The 17,318-nt window shown below is 72.8% G+C and carries 17 protein-coding genes; 2 read left to right on the top strand and 15 right to left on the bottom strand.

Features of this window, described 5'->3' with window-relative positions; genetic code table 11:
• Window positions 1-48 precede the first annotated feature (48 nt).
• The 11 genes from lepB to ffh form a co-directional block, all read right to left on the bottom strand.
• On the bottom strand, window positions 49-762 hold the full coding sequence (gene lepB / locus BGP79_RS01300; protein WP_083701447.1) for a signal peptidase I: 714 nt from the start codon (window positions 760-762) through the stop codon (window positions 49-51).
• A 14-nt stretch (window positions 763-776) separates the two neighbouring features.
• On the bottom strand, window positions 777-1,118 hold the full coding sequence (gene rplS, locus BGP79_RS01295; protein ID WP_076692866.1) for a 50S ribosomal protein L19: 342 nt from the start codon (window positions 1,116-1,118) through the stop codon (window positions 777-779).
• Between the two features lie 263 nt (window positions 1,119-1,381).
• Entirely contained in the window at window positions 1,382-1,819 is a 438-nt protein-coding gene (locus BGP79_RS01290) for a VOC family protein (protein WP_076692865.1), read from the bottom strand.
• A 51-nt stretch (window positions 1,820-1,870) separates the two neighbouring features.
• Window positions 1,871-2,587 (bottom strand): tRNA (guanosine(37)-N1)-methyltransferase TrmD, encoded by a 717-nt coding sequence (gene trmD / locus BGP79_RS01285; RefSeq protein WP_076692864.1) that lies wholly within the window; start codon window positions 2,585-2,587, stop codon window positions 1,871-1,873.
• A 3-nt stretch (window positions 2,588-2,590) separates the two neighbouring features.
• Window positions 2,591-3,202 (bottom strand): ribosome maturation factor RimM, encoded by a 612-nt coding sequence (rimM, locus tag BGP79_RS01280; protein ID WP_076692863.1) that lies wholly within the window; start codon window positions 3,200-3,202, stop codon window positions 2,591-2,593.
• 174 nt (window positions 3,203-3,376) lie between these two features.
• On the bottom strand, window positions 3,377-3,625 hold the full coding sequence (locus BGP79_RS01275; protein WP_076692862.1) for an RNA-binding protein: 249 nt from the start codon (window positions 3,623-3,625) through the stop codon (window positions 3,377-3,379).
• The gene (rpsP, locus tag BGP79_RS01270; protein ID WP_076692861.1) at window positions 3,622-4,041 is read right to left on the bottom strand and encodes a 30S ribosomal protein S16; all 420 of its coding nucleotides are present in this window, start codon (window positions 4,039-4,041) and stop codon (window positions 3,622-3,624) included. The genes BGP79_RS01275 and rpsP overlap by 4 nt, the downstream gene beginning before the upstream one ends.
• A 193-nt stretch (window positions 4,042-4,234) precedes the next feature.
• Window positions 4,235-5,110: a VOC family protein gene (locus tag BGP79_RS01265; protein ID WP_076692860.1), complete on the bottom strand. Its 876-nt coding sequence runs from the start codon at window positions 5,108-5,110 to the stop codon at window positions 4,235-4,237.
• A gap of 131 nt (window positions 5,111-5,241) precedes the next feature.
• Complete coding sequence (locus BGP79_RS01260; protein ID WP_143588292.1) at window positions 5,242-5,943, bottom strand: alpha/beta fold hydrolase; 702 nt, start codon at window positions 5,941-5,943, stop codon at window positions 5,242-5,244.
• A 129-nt stretch (window positions 5,944-6,072) separates the two neighbouring features.
• Window positions 6,073-6,561, bottom strand: a complete 489-nt coding sequence (locus tag BGP79_RS01255; protein ID WP_076692859.1) for an NUDIX hydrolase — start codon at window positions 6,559-6,561, stop codon at window positions 6,073-6,075.
• Between the two features lie 18 nt (window positions 6,562-6,579).
• Window positions 6,580-8,178 carry a signal recognition particle protein gene (ffh, locus tag BGP79_RS01250; protein ID WP_076692858.1) on the bottom strand — a complete coding sequence of 533 codons (1,599 nt, stop codon included), beginning with the start codon at window positions 8,176-8,178 and terminating at the stop codon, window positions 6,580-6,582.
• A 244-nt stretch (window positions 8,179-8,422) separates the two neighbouring features.
• Between ffh and BGP79_RS01245 the strand changes: the two genes are divergently transcribed.
• Window positions 8,423-8,707: a DUF6480 family protein gene (locus tag BGP79_RS01245; protein WP_143588254.1), complete on the top strand. Its 285-nt coding sequence runs from the start codon at window positions 8,423-8,425 to the stop codon at window positions 8,705-8,707.
• A 164-nt stretch (window positions 8,708-8,871) separates the two neighbouring features.
• On the opposite strand, the gene BGP79_RS01240 is transcribed toward BGP79_RS01245, so the two are convergent.
• The 3 genes from BGP79_RS01240 to ftsY form a co-directional block, all read right to left on the bottom strand.
• Window positions 8,872-9,210, bottom strand: coding sequence for a P-II family nitrogen regulator (locus BGP79_RS01240; RefSeq protein ID WP_076692857.1), 339 nt, complete (start codon window positions 9,208-9,210; stop codon window positions 8,872-8,874).
• Window positions 9,207-10,553: an ammonium transporter gene (locus BGP79_RS01235; protein ID WP_076693263.1), complete on the bottom strand. Its 1,347-nt coding sequence runs from the start codon at window positions 10,551-10,553 to the stop codon at window positions 9,207-9,209. The genes BGP79_RS01240 and BGP79_RS01235 overlap by 4 nt, the downstream gene beginning before the upstream one ends.
• A gap of 335 nt (window positions 10,554-10,888) precedes the next feature.
• The gene (ftsY, locus tag BGP79_RS01230; RefSeq protein WP_076692856.1) at window positions 10,889-12,037 is read right to left on the bottom strand and encodes a signal recognition particle-docking protein FtsY; all 1,149 of its coding nucleotides are present in this window, start codon (window positions 12,035-12,037) and stop codon (window positions 10,889-10,891) included.
• A 136-nt stretch (window positions 12,038-12,173) separates the two neighbouring features.
• Between ftsY and BGP79_RS01225 the strand changes: the two genes are divergently transcribed.
• Window positions 12,174-13,622 carry an MFS transporter gene (locus tag BGP79_RS01225; protein WP_083701446.1) on the top strand — a complete coding sequence of 483 codons (1,449 nt, stop codon included), beginning with the start codon at window positions 12,174-12,176 and terminating at the stop codon, window positions 13,620-13,622.
• Window positions 13,623-13,645: 23 nt separating this feature from the next.
• Here BGP79_RS01225 and smc read toward each other — a convergent pair whose 3' ends face one another.
• Entirely contained in the window at window positions 13,646-17,239 is a 3,594-nt protein-coding gene (gene smc, locus BGP79_RS01220; protein WP_076692855.1) for a chromosome segregation protein SMC, read from the bottom strand.
• Between the last annotated feature and the right edge of the window lie 79 nt (window positions 17,240-17,318).

Raw genomic sequence — 17,318 nt, 5'->3', positions numbered from 1 at the left:
GCTGCTTCCGCTCCCTGCCGTCGTCGGCGCACTGGCTGTCCCACCGTCTCATCCCGGGCTGGATCCGAGCTGGATCCGGTCCAGTGCGCCGGCCCGGTCCAGCGGCCACACCCGTGCGACCGGCGTGCCAATGATACGGTCCATCGCCACCATGCCCCCGCCCGGCGCCCCGAGCAGGGACCGGGAATCGTAGGAGTCGCCGCGATTGTCACCCAGCAGCCAGACGCTTCCCTCCGGTACGACGACGTCGAACCGGGTGGCGCTCGGTGCCGTACCGGCGGCGAGGTAGGGCTCCGTGACCGGCCGGCCGTCGACCGTCAGCCTGCCCCCCGTCCCGCAACAGGTCACGTGGTCGCCCGGCAGGCCGATGATCCGCTTGACGTGCACGGTGGGGCTGCCCACCAGGCCGAGGAACTGACCGGCTCCGGCCAGCGCCTGCTGCCAGGCCGGCGCGGTGCTGCGGTAGGGATCCAGGCTGCCACGGCCGTCGAACACGACGACGTCGCCGCGGTGGTACGGCTGGACGCCCACCCGGGCCACCGCGATCCGGTCACCGGGGATCAGGCCGGGCTCCATGGACGCGGAGGGGATCGTGTAGACCTCGAGGACGAAGGCGCGCAGCAGGCAGGTGAGCAGGACCACGGCGAGGACCCCCACCAGCACGAAACGCCAGCCCCGGAGGGACTGGCGTCTCGGCACGACCGCGCCGCTCTCGGTGAGGGCGGTGGGGTCGGTGCGCCCCGCCGCTCGGCGGGTGAACATCCGGGTGAGGGACGTCAGCGCTTCTCGCGGATCTTCGCGGCCTTGCCGTGACGATCGCGCATGTAGTAGAGCTTGGCCCGGCGCACGTCACCGCGGGTGACGAGCTCGATCTTGTCGATGACCGGGGAGTGCACCGGGAAGGTACGCTCGACGCCCACACCGAAGCTCACCTTGCGCACGGTGAACGTCTCGCGGACGCCCTCGCCCTGGCGACCGAGCACGAAGCCCTGGAAGACCTGGACACGGCTGCGGTTGCCTTCGATGATGTTGACGTGCACCTTGAGGGTGTCACCGGAGCGGAAGTCCGGGACGTCGGTGCGCAGGGACGCGGAATCGACGGAGTCGAGGATGTGCATGCTGCATCTCCTGGTGGACGCCACAGGTCATCCACGTGGATCGGCGCGGCACGGCGGGCCCGGAGGCCGGTGCTGAACCGCGAAGTGAGGGAACGAGGGGCCCGTCGGGCCCCTTCGCGTGCCGGACTGTCGACGTCGCTCCCCCTGTGGCAGGTGCGCGCCCAGTCGGCACAGCTGTCCATTCTGCCACATCGGTGACCCTCCCGGCACGTCGAGTCAGGCCGGCGCCTCGTCCCCGCCGTGAGCACACCCTCGTCGCGCGGTCAGTCCTTCGCCAGCTGCTGCGCGAACATGACGATGATGCCGCTGGGGCCGCGTACGTAGCTCAGCCGATAGAGGTCCTCGTAGGTCGCCACGCCGCGGAGGGGCTGACAGCCGTGCCGCGCGGCGATCGCGAGGGCCTCGTCGATGTCGTCGACGGCGAAGGCGATGCGGTGCATGCCGATCTCGTTCGGACGGGTCGGTTCCGTCTCGATCGCATCGGGGTGCAGGTACTCGAAGAGCTCGAGGCGACCCTGGCCGTCCGGGGTCTGCAGCATCGCGATCCTCGCGTGGTTGCCGTCGAGCCCGACGGCGGTGTCGGCCCACGCCCCGCTGACCGTGTCCCGGCCGACGACGGTGAGCCCGAGGTCGGTGAAGAACGCGATCGCGGCGTCGAGATCGCGGACGGCGATGCCGACGTTCTCGAGTCTGATGGCCATGGCCGGTACGCTACCGACTCGCACCGGCCGCTTCCAGGGTCGAGGCGGCGCTCAGGGCCCGGCGGGCGGCAGCAGGTCCGGACGCCGGTCGGCGGTGCGGGCCAGCTGCTGCTCCCGGCGCCAGCGGGCGATGCGCCCGTGGTCGCCGCTGAGCAGCACCTCGGGCACGTCGCGTCCGCGCCAGCTCGCCGGTTTGGTGTACATCGGGTACTCGAGCAGCCCGTCGGCGTGGGACTCCTCGGTCAGGGAGCCGGGATTGCCGATCACGCCGGGGATCAGGCGCACGATGGCCTCGACCATCGCCAGGGTGGCCACCTCCCCGCCGTTGAGGACGTAGTCGCCGATGCTCATCGGCCGGACCGTGAACCGCTCCTCCGCCCACTCGGCGACCCGCTCGTCGATGCCCTCGTAGCGTCCGCAGGCGAACACGAGGTGGTCGGCCGCGGCCAGTTCGTGGGCGGTCGCCTGCCGGAACACCTCACCGGCCGGCGACGGGATGACGAGGACCGGCGGGGCCGCCTCGGCGGCGGCGGTGTCGCCGGCGTCCAGCACCGCGGTCAGGGCCTGCGCCCACGGCTCGGCCTTCATCACCATGCCGGCGCCCCCGCCGTACGGGGTGTCGTCGACGGTGCGGTGACGGTCCGTCGTGAAGTCGCGCAGGTCGTGCACGTCAAACCGCAGCAGGCCGGAGGCGCGGGCCTTGCCGATCAGGGAGAGGTCGAGCGCGGAGAGGTAGTCGGGGAAGATGCTGACGACGTCGATGCGCACGGGTCAGGCTCGCTCGTCCGGGCCGCCGTCGGTCGGGGCCGGCGTGTCCGAACTCTCGCCGGCACCGCCGTCATCGATGCCGTTCAGGTCCAGCAGGCCGGGCGGCGGGGTCAGCACGACGCGGCGGGCGTCGACGTCGACGGTCGGCACGATCTGCTCGACGAACGGCACGAGCACCTCGCGGCCGTCGGTCAGCTCGATCACGAGCAGGTCCTGCGCGGGCATGGTCTGCAGGGCCGTGACGCGGCCGATGCGGGGGCCGACACCGTTGCCCTCGTCGTCGCCCAGCACCACGTCGAGGTCGACGAGCTCGTGCTCGTACCAGGCGTCGTCGTCCGGCTCCTCGTCGTCGGTCTCCAGCAGCAGGCGTGCCCCGCGCAGGCGCTCGGCCTGGTTGCGGTCGTCGACCTCCTCGAAGCCGAGCAGCAGGATCCCCTTGTTCCACCGGGAGGAGCGGACGGTCAGCGGACCGCCGGCGCTGTCCGAGCCGGCCGCCTCGACGTCCAGCACGGCCCCGGGCACGAAGCGGTTCTCGGGATCGTCGGTCAACACCTCGACGGTCACCTCGCCCCGGATGCCGTGGGGTCTACCGATCCGGGCGATGCGCAGCTGCACAGCGGGCCTGCCTTCCGAGGGGTCGCCGGGAGCCGGCGCAGACGAATGCACCGGCGGACGGCCGGTGTCGAGGGGTCACGGCCGGGAAGGCCGGGGAAACAACACGGCCCCGCCGCTCGGTGGGGAGCGGCGGGGCCGTGCACTGCTCGGTGTCGAGCACGATTTCCGTGGTGCTCAGCGCCGACGGTCGGTGTCGACGACGTCGACGCGCACCGCGTCGCCGCCCTCGAGGGCGGACACGACGGTGCGCAGCGCGCGCGCCGTGCGGCCCTGCCGGCCGATCACGCGGCCGAGGTCGTCGGGGTGGACCCGGACCTCGAGCGTCTCACCGCGACGGTTGTTCTTCGCGGTGACGTTGACGTCGTCAGGGCTGTCGACGATGCCGCGCACGAGGTGCTCGAGCGCTTCCGGAAGGACGCTCACTGATCCGCGTCAGCCGACTCGGCGGTCTCGGCGGGAGCGGCCTCGGCGGCGGGCGCCTCGGGAGCCTTCTTGGACTCGGGGACGATGACCGAGGCCTTGTCGGGCGCCACGAAGGCGGTCTTGCCGGCCGACGTCTTCAGGCGGCCCTCGGCGCCGGGCAGGCCCTTGAACTTCTGCCAGTCACCGGTGACCTTGAGGATGGCGAGAACCTGCTCGGTCGGCTGCGCGCCGACACCCAGCCAGTACTGCGCGCGATCCGACTTGACCTCGATGTACGAGGGATCCTCGGTCGGGTGGTACTTGCCGATCTCCTCGATCGCGCGACCATCCCGCTTGGTGCGGGAGTCGGCGACGACGATGCGGTAGTAGGGGGCACGGATCTTGCCCATGCGCTTGAGGCGAATCTTAACGGCCACTGGTGTGACTCACTCCTGTGTTGGTCGAAAGTCGAACCCGTGTGACGCACCCGTGGGGCAGGCCGATCCGTGGGGTTCTGGGGACTGGTGACCGTCCGGTTGAGAGGGGCCGGGCGCACCGAGTACCCGTCCATTATGCCAGACGGCGTCACCGGTGCAGGACAGGCGCTGCTGTCGGGCGGCGTGAGGTGACTCAGGCGGCGACGACGCGGATCTCGTTCCGCCACGGGTCGGCGGTGACCAGGGCGTGGTCCTCGACCGTGGACCGGATCCCGGCCGCGTCGAGCCGGTCCCGCAGGGCGGCGACGTCGGCGTCGGACGGCACCGTGATGTCGACGCGCCCGAGGCCCAGGGTGTCCCGCCGGGGTCCGGCGCCGGCGCTGTTCCACACGTTCATCGCCATGTGGTGGTGGTATCCGCCGGCGGAGACGAACAGGGCGCTCTCCCCCAGCCGCGCGGTGGCCTCGAAGCCGAGGGCGCCGACGTAGAAGTCGTGGGCGGCGGCGACGTCGCCCACCTGCAGGTGCACGTGCCCGACGGTCGCCGGATCGGCAGTGCGCGGATCGTCGTGCTGCTGGTGCTCGTCGAGGAAGGCACGCCCGTCGAGCGGGTCGACGGTCATGTGCACGGTGTGCTGCTGCCAGCGCCACTGATCCCGCGGCCGGTCCCAGTACAGCTCGATGCCGTTGTTCTCCGGGTCCTGGAAGTAGAAGGCCTGGCTGACGGCGTGGTCCTGGGCACCGACGTACCGCCCCTCGGATCGGCGCAGCGCCGCGGCGACGGTGTCCGCGAGGTCGGTGCGGGTGTCGAAGAGCAGCGCGGTGTGGAACAGCCCGGCGTCGGACCGGGACGGCAGGCGCAGCCCCTTCCCGTCGGTGATCCGCACCAGGCCCGTGCCCCCGCGGCCCAGCAGCACGCCGTCGGCGTCCGAGGCCAGCTCCGTCAGGCCGAGGGCCTGTTGGTAGTAGGCGACCAGCGCGGGCAGGTCACCCGCGCGGAGGGTGAGCACGCCCATCGCGGTGGCGTCCGGCAGGGTCGGGGTGGTGCGGGTCGATTCGAGCGGTACCATCGCGTTCTCCTTCACGTGAATCTTCAACTAATAGTCGAACGCGGCTCGCGTGAGAAAGATTCCCGCCGGGTCGACCGGGCGCCACCGGGCGGTCCGGAGCCCGGCGTGGCCGGCTGCGTTCGCGGTCGCCGTCAGGCGGCGGCCGACGCCTGACGCTCGGCGAGGAAACCGGCGATGGCCGCGTGCCCCTCGGCCGTGTCGTGCGGGCGGTGCCCGCCGGGCGCGACGACGTGGCAGGCCCCGGTGGAGACGAGGAACGTGGCGACCTCCTCGTACACGGGCTCCCAACCTCCGGTGACGACGAGCGTGGGCACGCCGGGCACGATGGTCAGGGGTGCCTCCCACGGTGGTTGCTGGCGCTGCAGCCGCCGCGCGTCGACGCCGGTCGGGGCGCCGTCACCCTGGCCGGTGAGCAGTTGCGTGAACCGGTGCGCGAAGGCGTCGGCGCTGAGCCGGTCACGCTCCGCGTAGAGGGGTGCGAGGGTCGCGAGATGCCGGGCGGTGGCCGGCAGGTCGCGGGTCAGGGAGAACGCGGCCGGTTCGATCAGGGTCAGCGAGTGCACCAGGCGCGGGTCGCGCACCGCGGCGAGCAGGGCGCTGACTGCCCCGGCGGAGTGCGCCACCACGTGGCCACCGCCGGTTCCGGCCAGGTGCTCGAGGATCGAGGCGGCGTCCGCCTCGGCGTCGCCGGCTTCGGGCTCGCCGGCCGTCTCCCAGCCGCGCCGGCGCAGGAACAGGCAGTCGTACCGTCCGGCGAGCAGCCGCTGCTCGGGCCACGCCGCCGCACCCGCCCGGCCACTGCCGTGGACGAGAACCACCCGTGTCATGTCCACCACCTCACCATCCACCGCCGACAGAAGTGCACCGGTCCACCGAGAGCACCGGCGACGAGCCGGACCGACGGCACCGGGCCGGCGCGACGCGGTGTTCCCGGCGAGCCGGGCGCCCGCGTCGTCGGGCTCTCAGCCGCGGCCGTTGACCAGTTCGCGGGTGTCGCCGTCGGCGAGGGCGTCCAGGCCCGCGGCGATCCGGTTGGCCAGCCCGGGCATCACCAGGGTGCCGACCTCCGCCGCGGGGACGAACCGGTAGCCGAGCAGTTCCTCGGTCTGAACGGTGACCGCGGTATCGGCCGGGATCACGCCGCCGTCGTAGAGGAAGATCGTCGAGTCGCCCCAGATGCCGTGCGAGGTGCCGTGCTCGACCACGAGCAGGCGGCCGACCGGCAGGTCCAGGCCGACCTCCTCGAGCACCTCGCGGGTGCAGCCGGTCCGGGGGTCCTCCCCCGCCTCGACCGTGCCGCCGGGCATCTCCCAGCCCTGCTTGTAGTTGGGCTGGACCAGCAGCACCCGGCCCTCCGGGTCCCGGATGAGCGCACTGGCCGCCAGCCGCCGACGCGGGAGCGTGGCGATGAAGGCGGCGAGCTCGGGCGCGCTCAGGTAGGAGTCGATCACCGGGCGGTCACTTGCCGGTCACTTGCCCAGGAATTTCTCGAAGCCGGCAGGCAGGTTCAGCGCCGACGGATCGAAGTCCTCCGCACCGCTGTCCTTGCCGAACGCGGCGCCGGTGTTCACGGGCTGGCTGCCGCCACGCTCCCGGCGGGCCTGCGCGGCCGCCGCCTCCTGCGCCCGCTTGGCCGGGTTGCCCGAGCGCGAGCTCTTGGCCGACTTCGCGTTCTTGCCCTTCTTGCGCGACGAATTGAAGCCGCCGGGGCCGGCCATGCCCGGCATGCCGGGTACGCCGCCGCCACCGCCGCGGGCCATCTGCCGCATCATCTTCTGCGCCTGGGTGAACCGCTCCATCAGCTGGTTGACCTCGGAGACGGTGACCCCGGAGCCGCGGGCGATGCGGGCGCGCCGCGAGCCGTTCATGATCTTCGGGGCGACCCGCTCGTGCGGGGTCATGGACCTGACGATGGCCTCGACGCGGTCGATCTCCCGCTCGTCGAAGTTCTCGAGCTGCTCACGGATGCCGGCGGCGCCCGGCATCATCATGAGCATCTTCTTCATCGAGCCCATCTTGCGGATCTGCTGCATCTGGGCGAGGAAGTCCTCGAAGGTGAAGTCCTCCTGGTCGGCGAACTTCTTCGCCATCCGATCGGCCTCGGCCTTGTCCCAGCTGCGTTCGGCCTGCTCGATCAGGGAGAGCACGTCGCCCATGTCGAGGATGCGGCCGGCCATCCGGTCGGGGTGGAACAGCTCGAAGTCGTCCAGCCCCTCACCGGTGGAGGCGAACATGACCGGCTGACCCGTCACGGAGGCGACCGAGAGGGCGGCGCCACCGCGCGCGTCGCCGTCGAGCTTGGAGAGCACGACGCCGGTGAAGGCGACGCCCTCCTGGAAGGCGAGCGCGGTGTTCACCGCGTCCTGACCGATCATCGCGTCGATCACGAACAGCACCTCGTCGGGGCTGGTCGCGGAGCGGATGTCGGCGGCCTGCTGCATCATCTCGGCGTCGACGCCGAGACGGCCGGCGGTGTCGATGATGACGACGTCGTGCAGCTTGTTGCGGGCCTCGGCGACGCCGTCGCGGGCCACCTGCACCGGGTTGCCCGTGGGCACGTCGGTGTCGCTGGTGGTGCCCGGGTGCGGCGCGTAGACGTTGACGCCGGCGCGCCGGCCGACGATCTGCAGCTGGGTGACGGCGTTGGGGCGCTGCAGGTCCGCGGCGACGAGCAGCGGCTTGTGCCCCTGTGCGGCGAGCCACTTGCCGAGCTTGCCGGCCAGGGTGGTCTTACCGGCACCCTGCAGGCCCGCGAGCATGATGACCGTCGGGGGGTGCTTGGCGAACCGGATGCGGCGGGTCGCGCCACCGAGGATGTCCTGCAGTTCCTCGTTGACGATCTTGACGATCTGCTGCGCCGGGTTCAGGGCGGCAGCGACCTCCGCGCCGAGCGCGCGCTCCCGGATGCTCGCGGTGAACTCGCGCACCACGGGCACCGCGACGTCCGCGTCGAGCAGGGCCCGGCGGATCTCCCGCACGGTGGCGTCGACGTCGGCCTCGCTGAGGCGACCCTTGCCGCGGAGGTTCTTGAAGGTGGCGGTGAGCCGATCAGACAGTGAGTTGAACACGGTAGCTGCAGACTTCTCTCGTCGGTGGGTGGACACCGCGGGCCGGGCGTCGTGGGTGTGTGTCGCCGGGCCGGCCGTGGCGTGCGACCAGTGACCCAGCTTAGCAAGGCGACCGTCCTCCGCCTCGTCGTCCGCGGGACCGTCGACGGTCGTGGTCGCGCCTTGTCCGCCCCGGAGTGCGGGCCTAGGCTCGCAGGACGCCGCGGACTGCGCAGGCGGGATGGCCGATGCACGAGGAGGAACGGTGAGCGAGAACTCCAGGACCGGCGACCAGTCGGTCGAGCCGATCGGGCCCGGCCCGATCACGGACACGGGCAGTGACGATCCGGCGGCCCGCGCCACGGAACCGGACGCCGCACCCCCCGGTCCGGACGCGGCGACGGAGCAGACCGCGCCCGCCGCGGGCGACCCGCACCCCGACCCCGAGCGGGACCAGATCACCGGCCTCGAGCCCGGGGGTGGTGTGCCGCCGGGTGAGACGCCGCCGGCCGAGGACCAGATGAGCGGCGATCAGGGCCACCGCGAGTAGCCGCCGCCGGCGCTGACGAGGGGCCCGGCTCCGGCCGGCCATCCGGCGTCGTAGCCGGCCCAGAACGAACCACACCGCCCGGGCATCGTGCACGATGCCCGGGCGGTGTGGCGTCTCCGGTGGCCGGTCGCGGTCTCCCGTCGACCGGCGGGTCGGGTCGCCGCTCAGACGGCGGCGTCGCCCCGCTCCCCCGTGCGGACACGGATCGCTTCCTCGACGGACGTGATCCAGACCTTCCCGTCGCCGGCCCGGCCGGTGTTGGCGGTCGAGACCAGGACGTCGACGATGTCCGGGGCCGTGTGATCCGGGACGAGCACCTCGACCCGGGTCTTGCGCAGCAGGTCCGACGTGTACTCCGCCCCCCGGTACACCTCGGTGTGGCCGCGCTGCTGCCCGTAGCCGCTCGCGTTGGAGACGGTCAGCCCCCGCACGCCGTAGTCCTCGAGCGCCTCACGGATGTCGTCGACCTTCTCGGGCCGGATGATCGCCGTCACGAGCTTCATGCGGACACCTCTTCGGTTGCGCCGTCCGGGGTCCGCACCAGGTGGCGGCCCGGCTGTCCCGCGTGGAAGTTCCCACCCGGCTCGTTGTACTGGTACGCCGTCTCCGCGTGCTGCGTGAGGTCGACGCCCGTCATCTCGTGCTCCTCGCTGATCCGGAAGCCCACGGTCTTCGAGATCAGCCAGGCGAGGACGAACGCGACGACCAGCGAGTAGATGAGCACCGAGAACGCGCCGATGGCCTGCAGGCCGAGCTGGGTCAGCCCGCCGCCGTAGAACAGACCGGTGGCGCCGGCCGGCGAACCCGGGTCGGCCGCCAGGCCGATGAACAGGGTGCCGATGATGCCGCCCACGAGGTGGACGCCGACGACGTCGAGCGAGTCGTCGTAGCCCCACCGGTACTTCAGGCCGACCGCGAGGGCGCAGGCCACCCCGGCGATCAGGCCGAGCACGATCGACCAGAGCGGGGTGATGGCGCTGCAGGCGGGGGTGATGGCGACCAGGCCGGCCACCGCACCCGAGGCCGCGCCGAGGGACGTGGCGTGCCCGTCGCGGAGCCGCTCGACGAGGAGCCAGCCGAGGATGGCGGCACACGGAGCCACCAGCGTGTTGATCCAGGCGTAGCCGGCGACGGCGTTCGCGCCCAGGGCGGAACCGGCGTTGAAGCCGAACCAGCCGAACCACAGCAGACCGGCACCGAGCATCACGAGCGGCAGGTTGTGCGGGCGGTGCCCGGGATCCTTGCCGAAGCCCTTGCGCTTGCCGAGCACGAGGGCCAGGGCGAGCGCGGCGGCGCCGGCGTTGATGTGCACCGCGGTGCCGCCGGCGAAGTCGATCACGCCAAGGCCCTGCCCGATCCAGCCACCGGTGTTGGTGTCGCCGGAGGTGTTGAAGTCGAACACCCAGTGGGCGACCGGGAAGTAGACCAGCACGGCCCAGATCCCGGCGAACAGCATCCAGGACCCGAACTTCGCCCGGTCCGCGATGGCCCCGGAGATCAGGGCCACCGTGATGATCGCGAAGACGGCCTGGAAGCCGACGAACACGATCTCGGGGATGCTGCCGGCCATCGGGGCGCCATCCCCCGTGCCGAGCACGCCCTGCAGGCCGAACTTCTCGAACGGGTTGCCCAGCAGGCCCCCCCCGACATCGGTGCCGAAGGCCATCGAGTAGCCCACCAGCACCCACAGCACGCCGACCAGGGCCAGCGCACCGAAGCTCATCATCATCATGTTCAGCACGCCCTTGGCGCGGGTCATGCCACCGTAGAAGAACGCCAGGCCCGGCGTCATCAACAGGACCAGTGCGGCCGAGACCAGCACCCAGGCGGTTGCGCCAGTGTCCATGCCCATACCCTTCCTCGCAGAGGTCATTTCATCGAATGCGACGGAGCTTCCCTGGCCGCGGTACTGCGGCGGGACGGCTCCGTGCCCCGATCACGAGCATGGTCGGCGCGTGTTTCGCCACCCGGCCGGGTGCATTGCCGGGGCGTTACGGATGGAGGGCGAGGGTAAAAGGGCCGTCACCGGCGTGTTTCGGTCTGGTGAACAGGCCTGTCAGGCCGCGGATCGTGCTCGGATTGCGCAGGACGTCAGATCGTCGAGAGAGGTTGCGTCAACCCCGTCATCGGGACCGGACGCACGAGCGCTCGACCTGCATCGACGTCAAGGGAGCGGTGAGCTCAGTCGATGATCGCGTCGACGAAGTCCTCGGCGTCGAACGGGGCCAGGTCGTCGGGGCCCTCGCCGAGGCCCACGAGCTTGACCGGGACCCCGAGTGCCCGCTGGATGGCGACGACGATGCCGCCCTTGGCGGTGCCGTCCAGCTTGGTCAGCACGATGCCGGTGATGTTGACGACCTGAGCGAAGACGGCGGCCTGCGTCATCCCGTTCTGCCCGGTGGTCGCGTCGAGGACCAGCAGCACCTCGTCCACGGCGGCCTGCTTCTCGATGGTCCGCTTGACCTTGCCGAGCTCGTCCATCAGGCCGGCCTTGTTCTGCAGGCGGCCTGCGGTGTCGATCATGACGACGTCGGCCTCGACCTCGATGCCGGCACGGACGGCGTCGTAGGCGACCGACGCCGGGTCGGCGCCCTCGACGTCGCTGCGTACGGTGGGCACCCCCACCCGCTGGCCCCACGTGGCCAGCTGCTCGGCGGCGGCGGCGCGGAAGGTGTCGGCCGCCCCGAGCAGGACGTCCTTGTCCTCGGCGACCAGCACGCGGGCCAGCTTGCCGACGGTGGTGGTCTTGCCGGTGCCGTTGACCCCGACGACGAGGACGATCGCGGGGCGTCCGTCGTGCCGGGCCGTCTTCAGACTGCGGTCCATGGTCGGGTCGACGAGGCGCAGCAACTCCTCGCGCAGCATCGCCTTGACCCGCTCGGGTTCCCGGGTGCCCTCGATCCGGACCCGCTCGCGCAGGGCGTCGACGAGCTGCATCGACGGCTCCGTGCCGAGGTCGGCCAGCAGGAGCGTCTCCTCGATCTCCTCCCAGACGTCCTCGTCGATGGTCTCCCGGGACAGGAGGGCGAGCAGGCCGCGACCGAGCGCGGAGTTGGACCGGGACAGCCGGTCCCGCAGCCGGACGAGGCGCCCGCCGACCGGGGCGGGGCGTTCGACCGACGGCGCCGTCTCGGCGGAGGCCGCGGTGTCCGGCTCCGCAAGGTCGGGTCGGTCGAGCGTGCCGACGCCGCCCGGGCCGGGATCGTTGGCGTCCCGCGTGGAGGTGTAGGGACTGCGCGGGCCGCCACGCGGGCGCCGCGTGGTGCGGACGAACGTGATCAGCAGCCCGCCGATGACGGCGATCGCCGCGACGACGAGGACGATGATCATGACCGGATCGAGTGCACCATTCACGAAGCCAGCTTCTCATGTCCGCGCAGCCACGACCCGGTGCGGCTGCTCGCCCGGACACCGGGGACGGCCGCCCGGACCACGGCCGGCGATCGCGTGGCAGACTCGTCCTGCCATGCCGACGACGCCGCCCCGCTCCCAGCCCGAACCGGGGCACCGCTCCGCCGCAGGCTCCTCCTCGACGAATCCCTCCCCCACCGACCCCTCGCCGACCAGCGGCGACCCCGTTCGCTCGTCCGGAAGACGTCTGCGATCGCTGCGCGGCGTACTCACGCTGTGGTGGCGACGCGAACCGGACGTCGAGTCACCGGGTGAGGGCGACCGGGGACGGGGACGACGAGCGCGGCGCCCGCGAGCGCCGCGCACGCCGATCCCGCCGGAGATCCTCGTCCTGATCGCGGCGGCGTTCGTCATCGCGCTCGGCTTCGGCCTCGTGGCCCCGGTGCTCCCGCAGCTGGCCCACTCCTTCGACGTCGGCACCACGGCGGCCGCCGCCATCGTCAGCGTCTTCGCCCTCGCGCGCCTGGTGTTCGCCCCGGCCGGCGGCCGGCTGGTGGAGCGGCTCGGTGAGCGGCCGGTGTACGTGGCGGGACTGTCGATCGTCGGGCTGTCCTCCTTGACCTGTGCCTTCGCGACCGACTACGCCCAGTTGCTGCTGTTCCGCGGCCTCGGTGGTCTCGGATCCACGATGTTCACCGTCTCCGCGCTCGGTCTCGTCGTCCGGCTCTCCCCGGCGGGCGCCCGCGGGCGGATCTCGAGCTACTACGCCGGCTCGTTCCTGCTCGGCAACATCGCCGGCCCGGTGGTCGGTGGTGTGCTCGGCGGCCTGGGGCTGCGGGTGCCGTTCATCGTCTACGGCGTGCTGCTGCTGCTGACCGCCGCGTACGTCTTCGTGCGGCTACGCGCCGTGACCGCGCGCTCCGCAGCGGCCGGGGGCGCCTCGACGACCCCGCCGGTCCTGCCCCTGCGCACCGCCTTCGCCGACAGCGCGTACCGGGCGGCCATCGTCTCCAGCTTCGCCAACGGGTGGGGGGTGTTCGGGGTCCGGGTGGCCCTGGTCCCCTTGTTCGCCACCGCGGCGCTGGGCGCCGGACCGGCGCTCGCCGGCGCCGCACTCGCCATCTTCGCCGTCGGCAACGCGCTCGCACTGCCGCTCGCCGGGCGGTTGACGGACGCATACGGGCGGCGCCCGCTCGTCCTGACCGGCCTCGCCGTGACCGGGGTCGCGACGATCGTGCTCGGGCTCGTGCCGGACGTCGCCGTCTTCATCATCGCCTCGATCGCGGCCGGCCTCGGCGCGGGGCTGCTCGGCCCGGCGCAGCAGGCCACGGTGGCCGACGTGATCGGCCCGGACCGTGGGGCGGGCCGTGTGCTGGCCGTGTTCCAGATGGCCTCCGACACCGGCGCGATCGTCGGGCCGCTGCTGGCCGGGCTGATGGTCGACACGCTCTCCTACGGCTGGGCGTTCGCCGTCACCGGCGCCGTCTGCCTGCTGGCGACGGTGCCGTGGTTGCTGGCGCGGGAGACCGCCCCGGCGACGACGAGGAACCCGGCAGCGGCCTGACCGCGCCCACTGCGGAACCAGAGCTACTGGAGAACCCCGATCCGCTGACTGATGACGGCGGACACGCCGTCGCCGCGCATGCTCACCCCGTACAGGGCGTCGGCGATCTCCATCGTCCGCTTCTGGTGCGTGATGATGATGAGCTGGCTGGACGCACGCAGCTCTTCGAGGATGCCGATGAGCCGTTGCAGGTTGGTGTCGTCCAGGGCCGCCTCGACCTCGTCCATGACGTAGAACGGGCTCGGCCGGGCCATGAAGATCGCCACCAGCAGCGCCACGGCCGTCAGGGACCGCTCCCCGCCGGAGAGCAGGGACAGGCGCTTGACCTTCTTGCCCGCGGGCCGCGCCTCGATCTCGACGCCGGTGGCGAGCAGGTCGTCCGGGTCGGTCAGCACGAGCCGCCCCTCGCCGCCCGGGAACAGCCGGGAGAAGACGTGCTCGAACTGGGTGGCGGTGTCCGCGAAGGCGGCCCCGAACACCTCCTGCACCCGCTGGTCCACCTCGGCGATGATCTGCAGCAGGTCCGCACGGCTGGCCTTGAGGTCCTCGAGCTGGCTCGCCAGGAACTTGTGCCGCTCCTCCAGAGCCGCGAACTCCTCCAGCGCCAGCGGGTTGACCTTGCCGAGCGCCGCGAGGTCCCGCTCGGCCCTGCGCAGCCGCTTCGCCTGCTCGTCGCGCACGAACGGCACGGACGCCGGCTCACCGGCAGGTCCGAGCTCGGCCCACTTGTCCTCGACCGTGCTGTTCCCGCCTGCGGCGGCCGGCACGGGCACCTCCGGCCCGTACTCGGCGACGAGGTTCTCGGCGCTGAGGCCCAGTTCGTCGGCGGCCCGGTTCTGCACGGCCTCGATCGCGGCCCGCTGCCGCTCGCGGGCCAGTTCGTCCCGGTGCACGCTGTCGACCAGCTGCGCCAGCTCCCGGTTGACGTCCTCGTTGCCGCCGCGCAGCTCGGTCAGCTCGGCGTCCAGCCGTGCCCGGGTCTGCTCGGCCGCGTCCCGGGCCGCCGCGGCGAGCTGGAGGGAGACGGTCACGTGCTGGGCGACGACGGTGGCGGCCGACCCGACGGCGAGCGCCTTGGCGGCCTGGTACCGGCGCCGGCGGGCCCGCTGTTCCGCCTCGGCCCGGGCGGCCTTCTCCGTGCGGGCGGCGCGTTCGAGGGACTGGGCCCGCTGGCTGCAGGACGTCAGCTGTTCCTCGGTGCTGCGCACGCTCAGCCGGGCCTCCATCTCGGCGGCCCGCGCGGCCGTGGCGGCGGCCGCGAGCTCGTCCCGGCGGTCGGTGTCCGGTTCCGCGTCCTCGTCCGGGGCTTCCCGGGCCGCGCTCAGCCGGTCGGCCGCAGTGGACAGGGCGGCCTGCTCGCGCTCGATCGTGGCCCGTGCGGTCTCGACGGCGGCGTCCAGGCGCGTGCGCTCCGCCTCGGCCGAGCGCATCGCCGAACCGAACCCCCCGAGCCGCTCGGCGACGGCCGCGAGCCGGGCGTCGGAGGCGTGCAGGTCGTCGAGGGCCGCGTCGGCCTCGGCCTTCGCGTCGGTGAGCCGGGCCGCGACGCCGGACTGGGCGAACCGGGCCTGCTCCCACCGGGCGGAGGCGGCGTCCCGCGCGGTCCGCGACTCGTCGATCGCGGCCTGCAGCTCGATCAGGCTGGCCTCGCTGGCCGCACCGCCGTGGGCGCTGACCGCGGTGAAGACGTCGCCGTCCTGCGTGACGACGCGAGCGCGGGGGTGGGCGGCGAGGACGGTGGCCGCGAGCGGCGCGTCGGGCACGACGACGACGTCGGCGAGCAGGCTCTCCAGGGTCGTCCCGAGGGCCGCTTCGGCGCGGATCAGGGCGGTGGCACGCACCGCACCCTCGGGCAGGTCGGCGTCGGTCGGCAGCAGCGGCGGCAGGGCGGCTGCGTCGGTGATGAGCAGGTCCGCGCGGCCGGCGTCCCGCTCGCGGAGCAGGTCCAGGGCCCGGCGGGCGGCGTCGTGGCCGGTGACGGCGAGCGCCTCGGCGGCGGACCCGAGTGCGGCGGCGATGGCGGGCTCCCAGCCCTGGGCCACCCCGACCAGTTCGGCGACCCCGCCGACGACGCCGTCCAGCCGGCCCTCGGCCACGGCGTCGCGCAGGGTCTCGGCGCCGTCGCGCCGGTCCAGTCCCACCTCCAGCGCCTCGATCCGGGCGGCCAGGGCGTCGCGTTCCCGTTCGGCGTCGCGCTCCTGCTGGCGGGCGGTCTCGAGGTCGGCCTCCAGCTGCTCGACGACGGCGCTGGCCTGCTCGTACGCGGCGTCCAGCCCCTCTTCGCCCTCCTCGACGCCGGCGACCTGGCCCTCCAGGGCGGCGAACTCGGAGCGGGCGCCCTCGGCGCGGGCGGTGGCGTCGGCGATCATCTCCCGCAGCCGGCCGAGCTCGGCCTCGGCGGACTCGACCCGGGTGCGGGCGGCCCCGACGGCGCCGGTGAGCCGGGCGATGCCCTCCCGCCGGTCCGCGGCGGCCCGCATCAGGGCGGTGAGCCGCTTGTCCTCGGCCGTGGCGGCGGCCTCGGCCCGCGCGCGGGCGTCCAGCGCCGCGGTCAGGGTCTCGCGGGCGGCGTCGAGTGCCCGCGCCAGGTCGGCCTCCTCGACGCGGACCGCGGCGGCCTGCTGCTCGAGCTGTTCGGGGTCCCGGCCGCTGCGGGCCGGCGCCTCCGCACTACCGAGCAACCGGCGACGCTCCTCCGCCAGGTGTGCCAGCGCGGTGAACCGGTCCCTCAGCGAGGAGAGCTGGTACCAGGCGTCGCGGGCGGCGTTCAGGGCCGGGGTGGCCCGAGCGGCGGCGGACTCGAGCTCGCCCTGCCGTTCGCGGCCGGCCTCCAGGCGCACCTCCAGCTCGGCACGGCGCGTGCGCAGCGCCTCCTCGTCGGCCAGGTCCGTGGCGAGCCGTTCGGTGAGGGTGACGAGCTCGTCGGCCAGCAGTCGCGCCTTCGCGTCCCGCACCTCGAACTGGACCTGCTGGGCGCGGCGGGCGACGGCCGCCTGCTTGCCGAGCGGGGTCAGCTGCCGCCGGATCTCCCCGGTCAGGTCGGTCAGGCGGGTCAGGTTGGCCTGCATCGCCTCGAGCTTGCGGACCGTCTTCTCCTTGCGGCGCCGGTGCTTGAGGATGCCGGCGGCCTCCTCGATGAAGCCGCGCCGCTCCTCACCGGTGGCGTGCAGGACGGCGTCGAGCTGGCCCTGCCCGACGATGACGTGCATCTGCCGGCCCAGGCCCGAGTCGGAGAGCAACTCCTGGATGTCCAGCAACCGGCAGGTGGCGCCGTTGATGGCGTACTCCGAGCCGCCGGACCGGAACAGGGTCCGGGAGATGGTGACCTCGGTGTACTCGATCGGCAGGGCGCCGTCGGTGTTGTCGATCGTCAGGGACACCTGGGCCCGGCCGAGCGGGGGCCGGCCGGAGGTGCCGGCGAAGATGACGTCCTCCATCTTGCCGCCGCGCAGGGTCTTGGCGCCCTGCTCCCCCATCACCCAGGCGAGGGCGTCGACGACGTTGGACTTGCCCGAGCCGTTGGGCCCGACGACGGCGGTGACGCCCGGCTCGAACTGGAACGTGGTCGCCGAGGCGAACGACTTGAAGCCGCGCACGGTGAGCGTCTTCAGGTGCACCGGGCCTCCCGTCGTCGCCACACCGGCCGTTGGATCGTCGCTCCCGGGTCGGGTCGCGCTCACGGTCAGCGTATCGGCT

This window comes from Tersicoccus sp. Bi-70, assembly GCF_001968825.1.
In the GTDB taxonomy this organism is placed as follows: Bacteria; Actinomycetota; Actinomycetes; order Actinomycetales; family Micrococcaceae; genus Tersicoccus.
The sequence above is the reverse complement of the archived record's forward strand: the minus strand, read 5'-3'. Positions and strand labels throughout refer to the sequence as shown.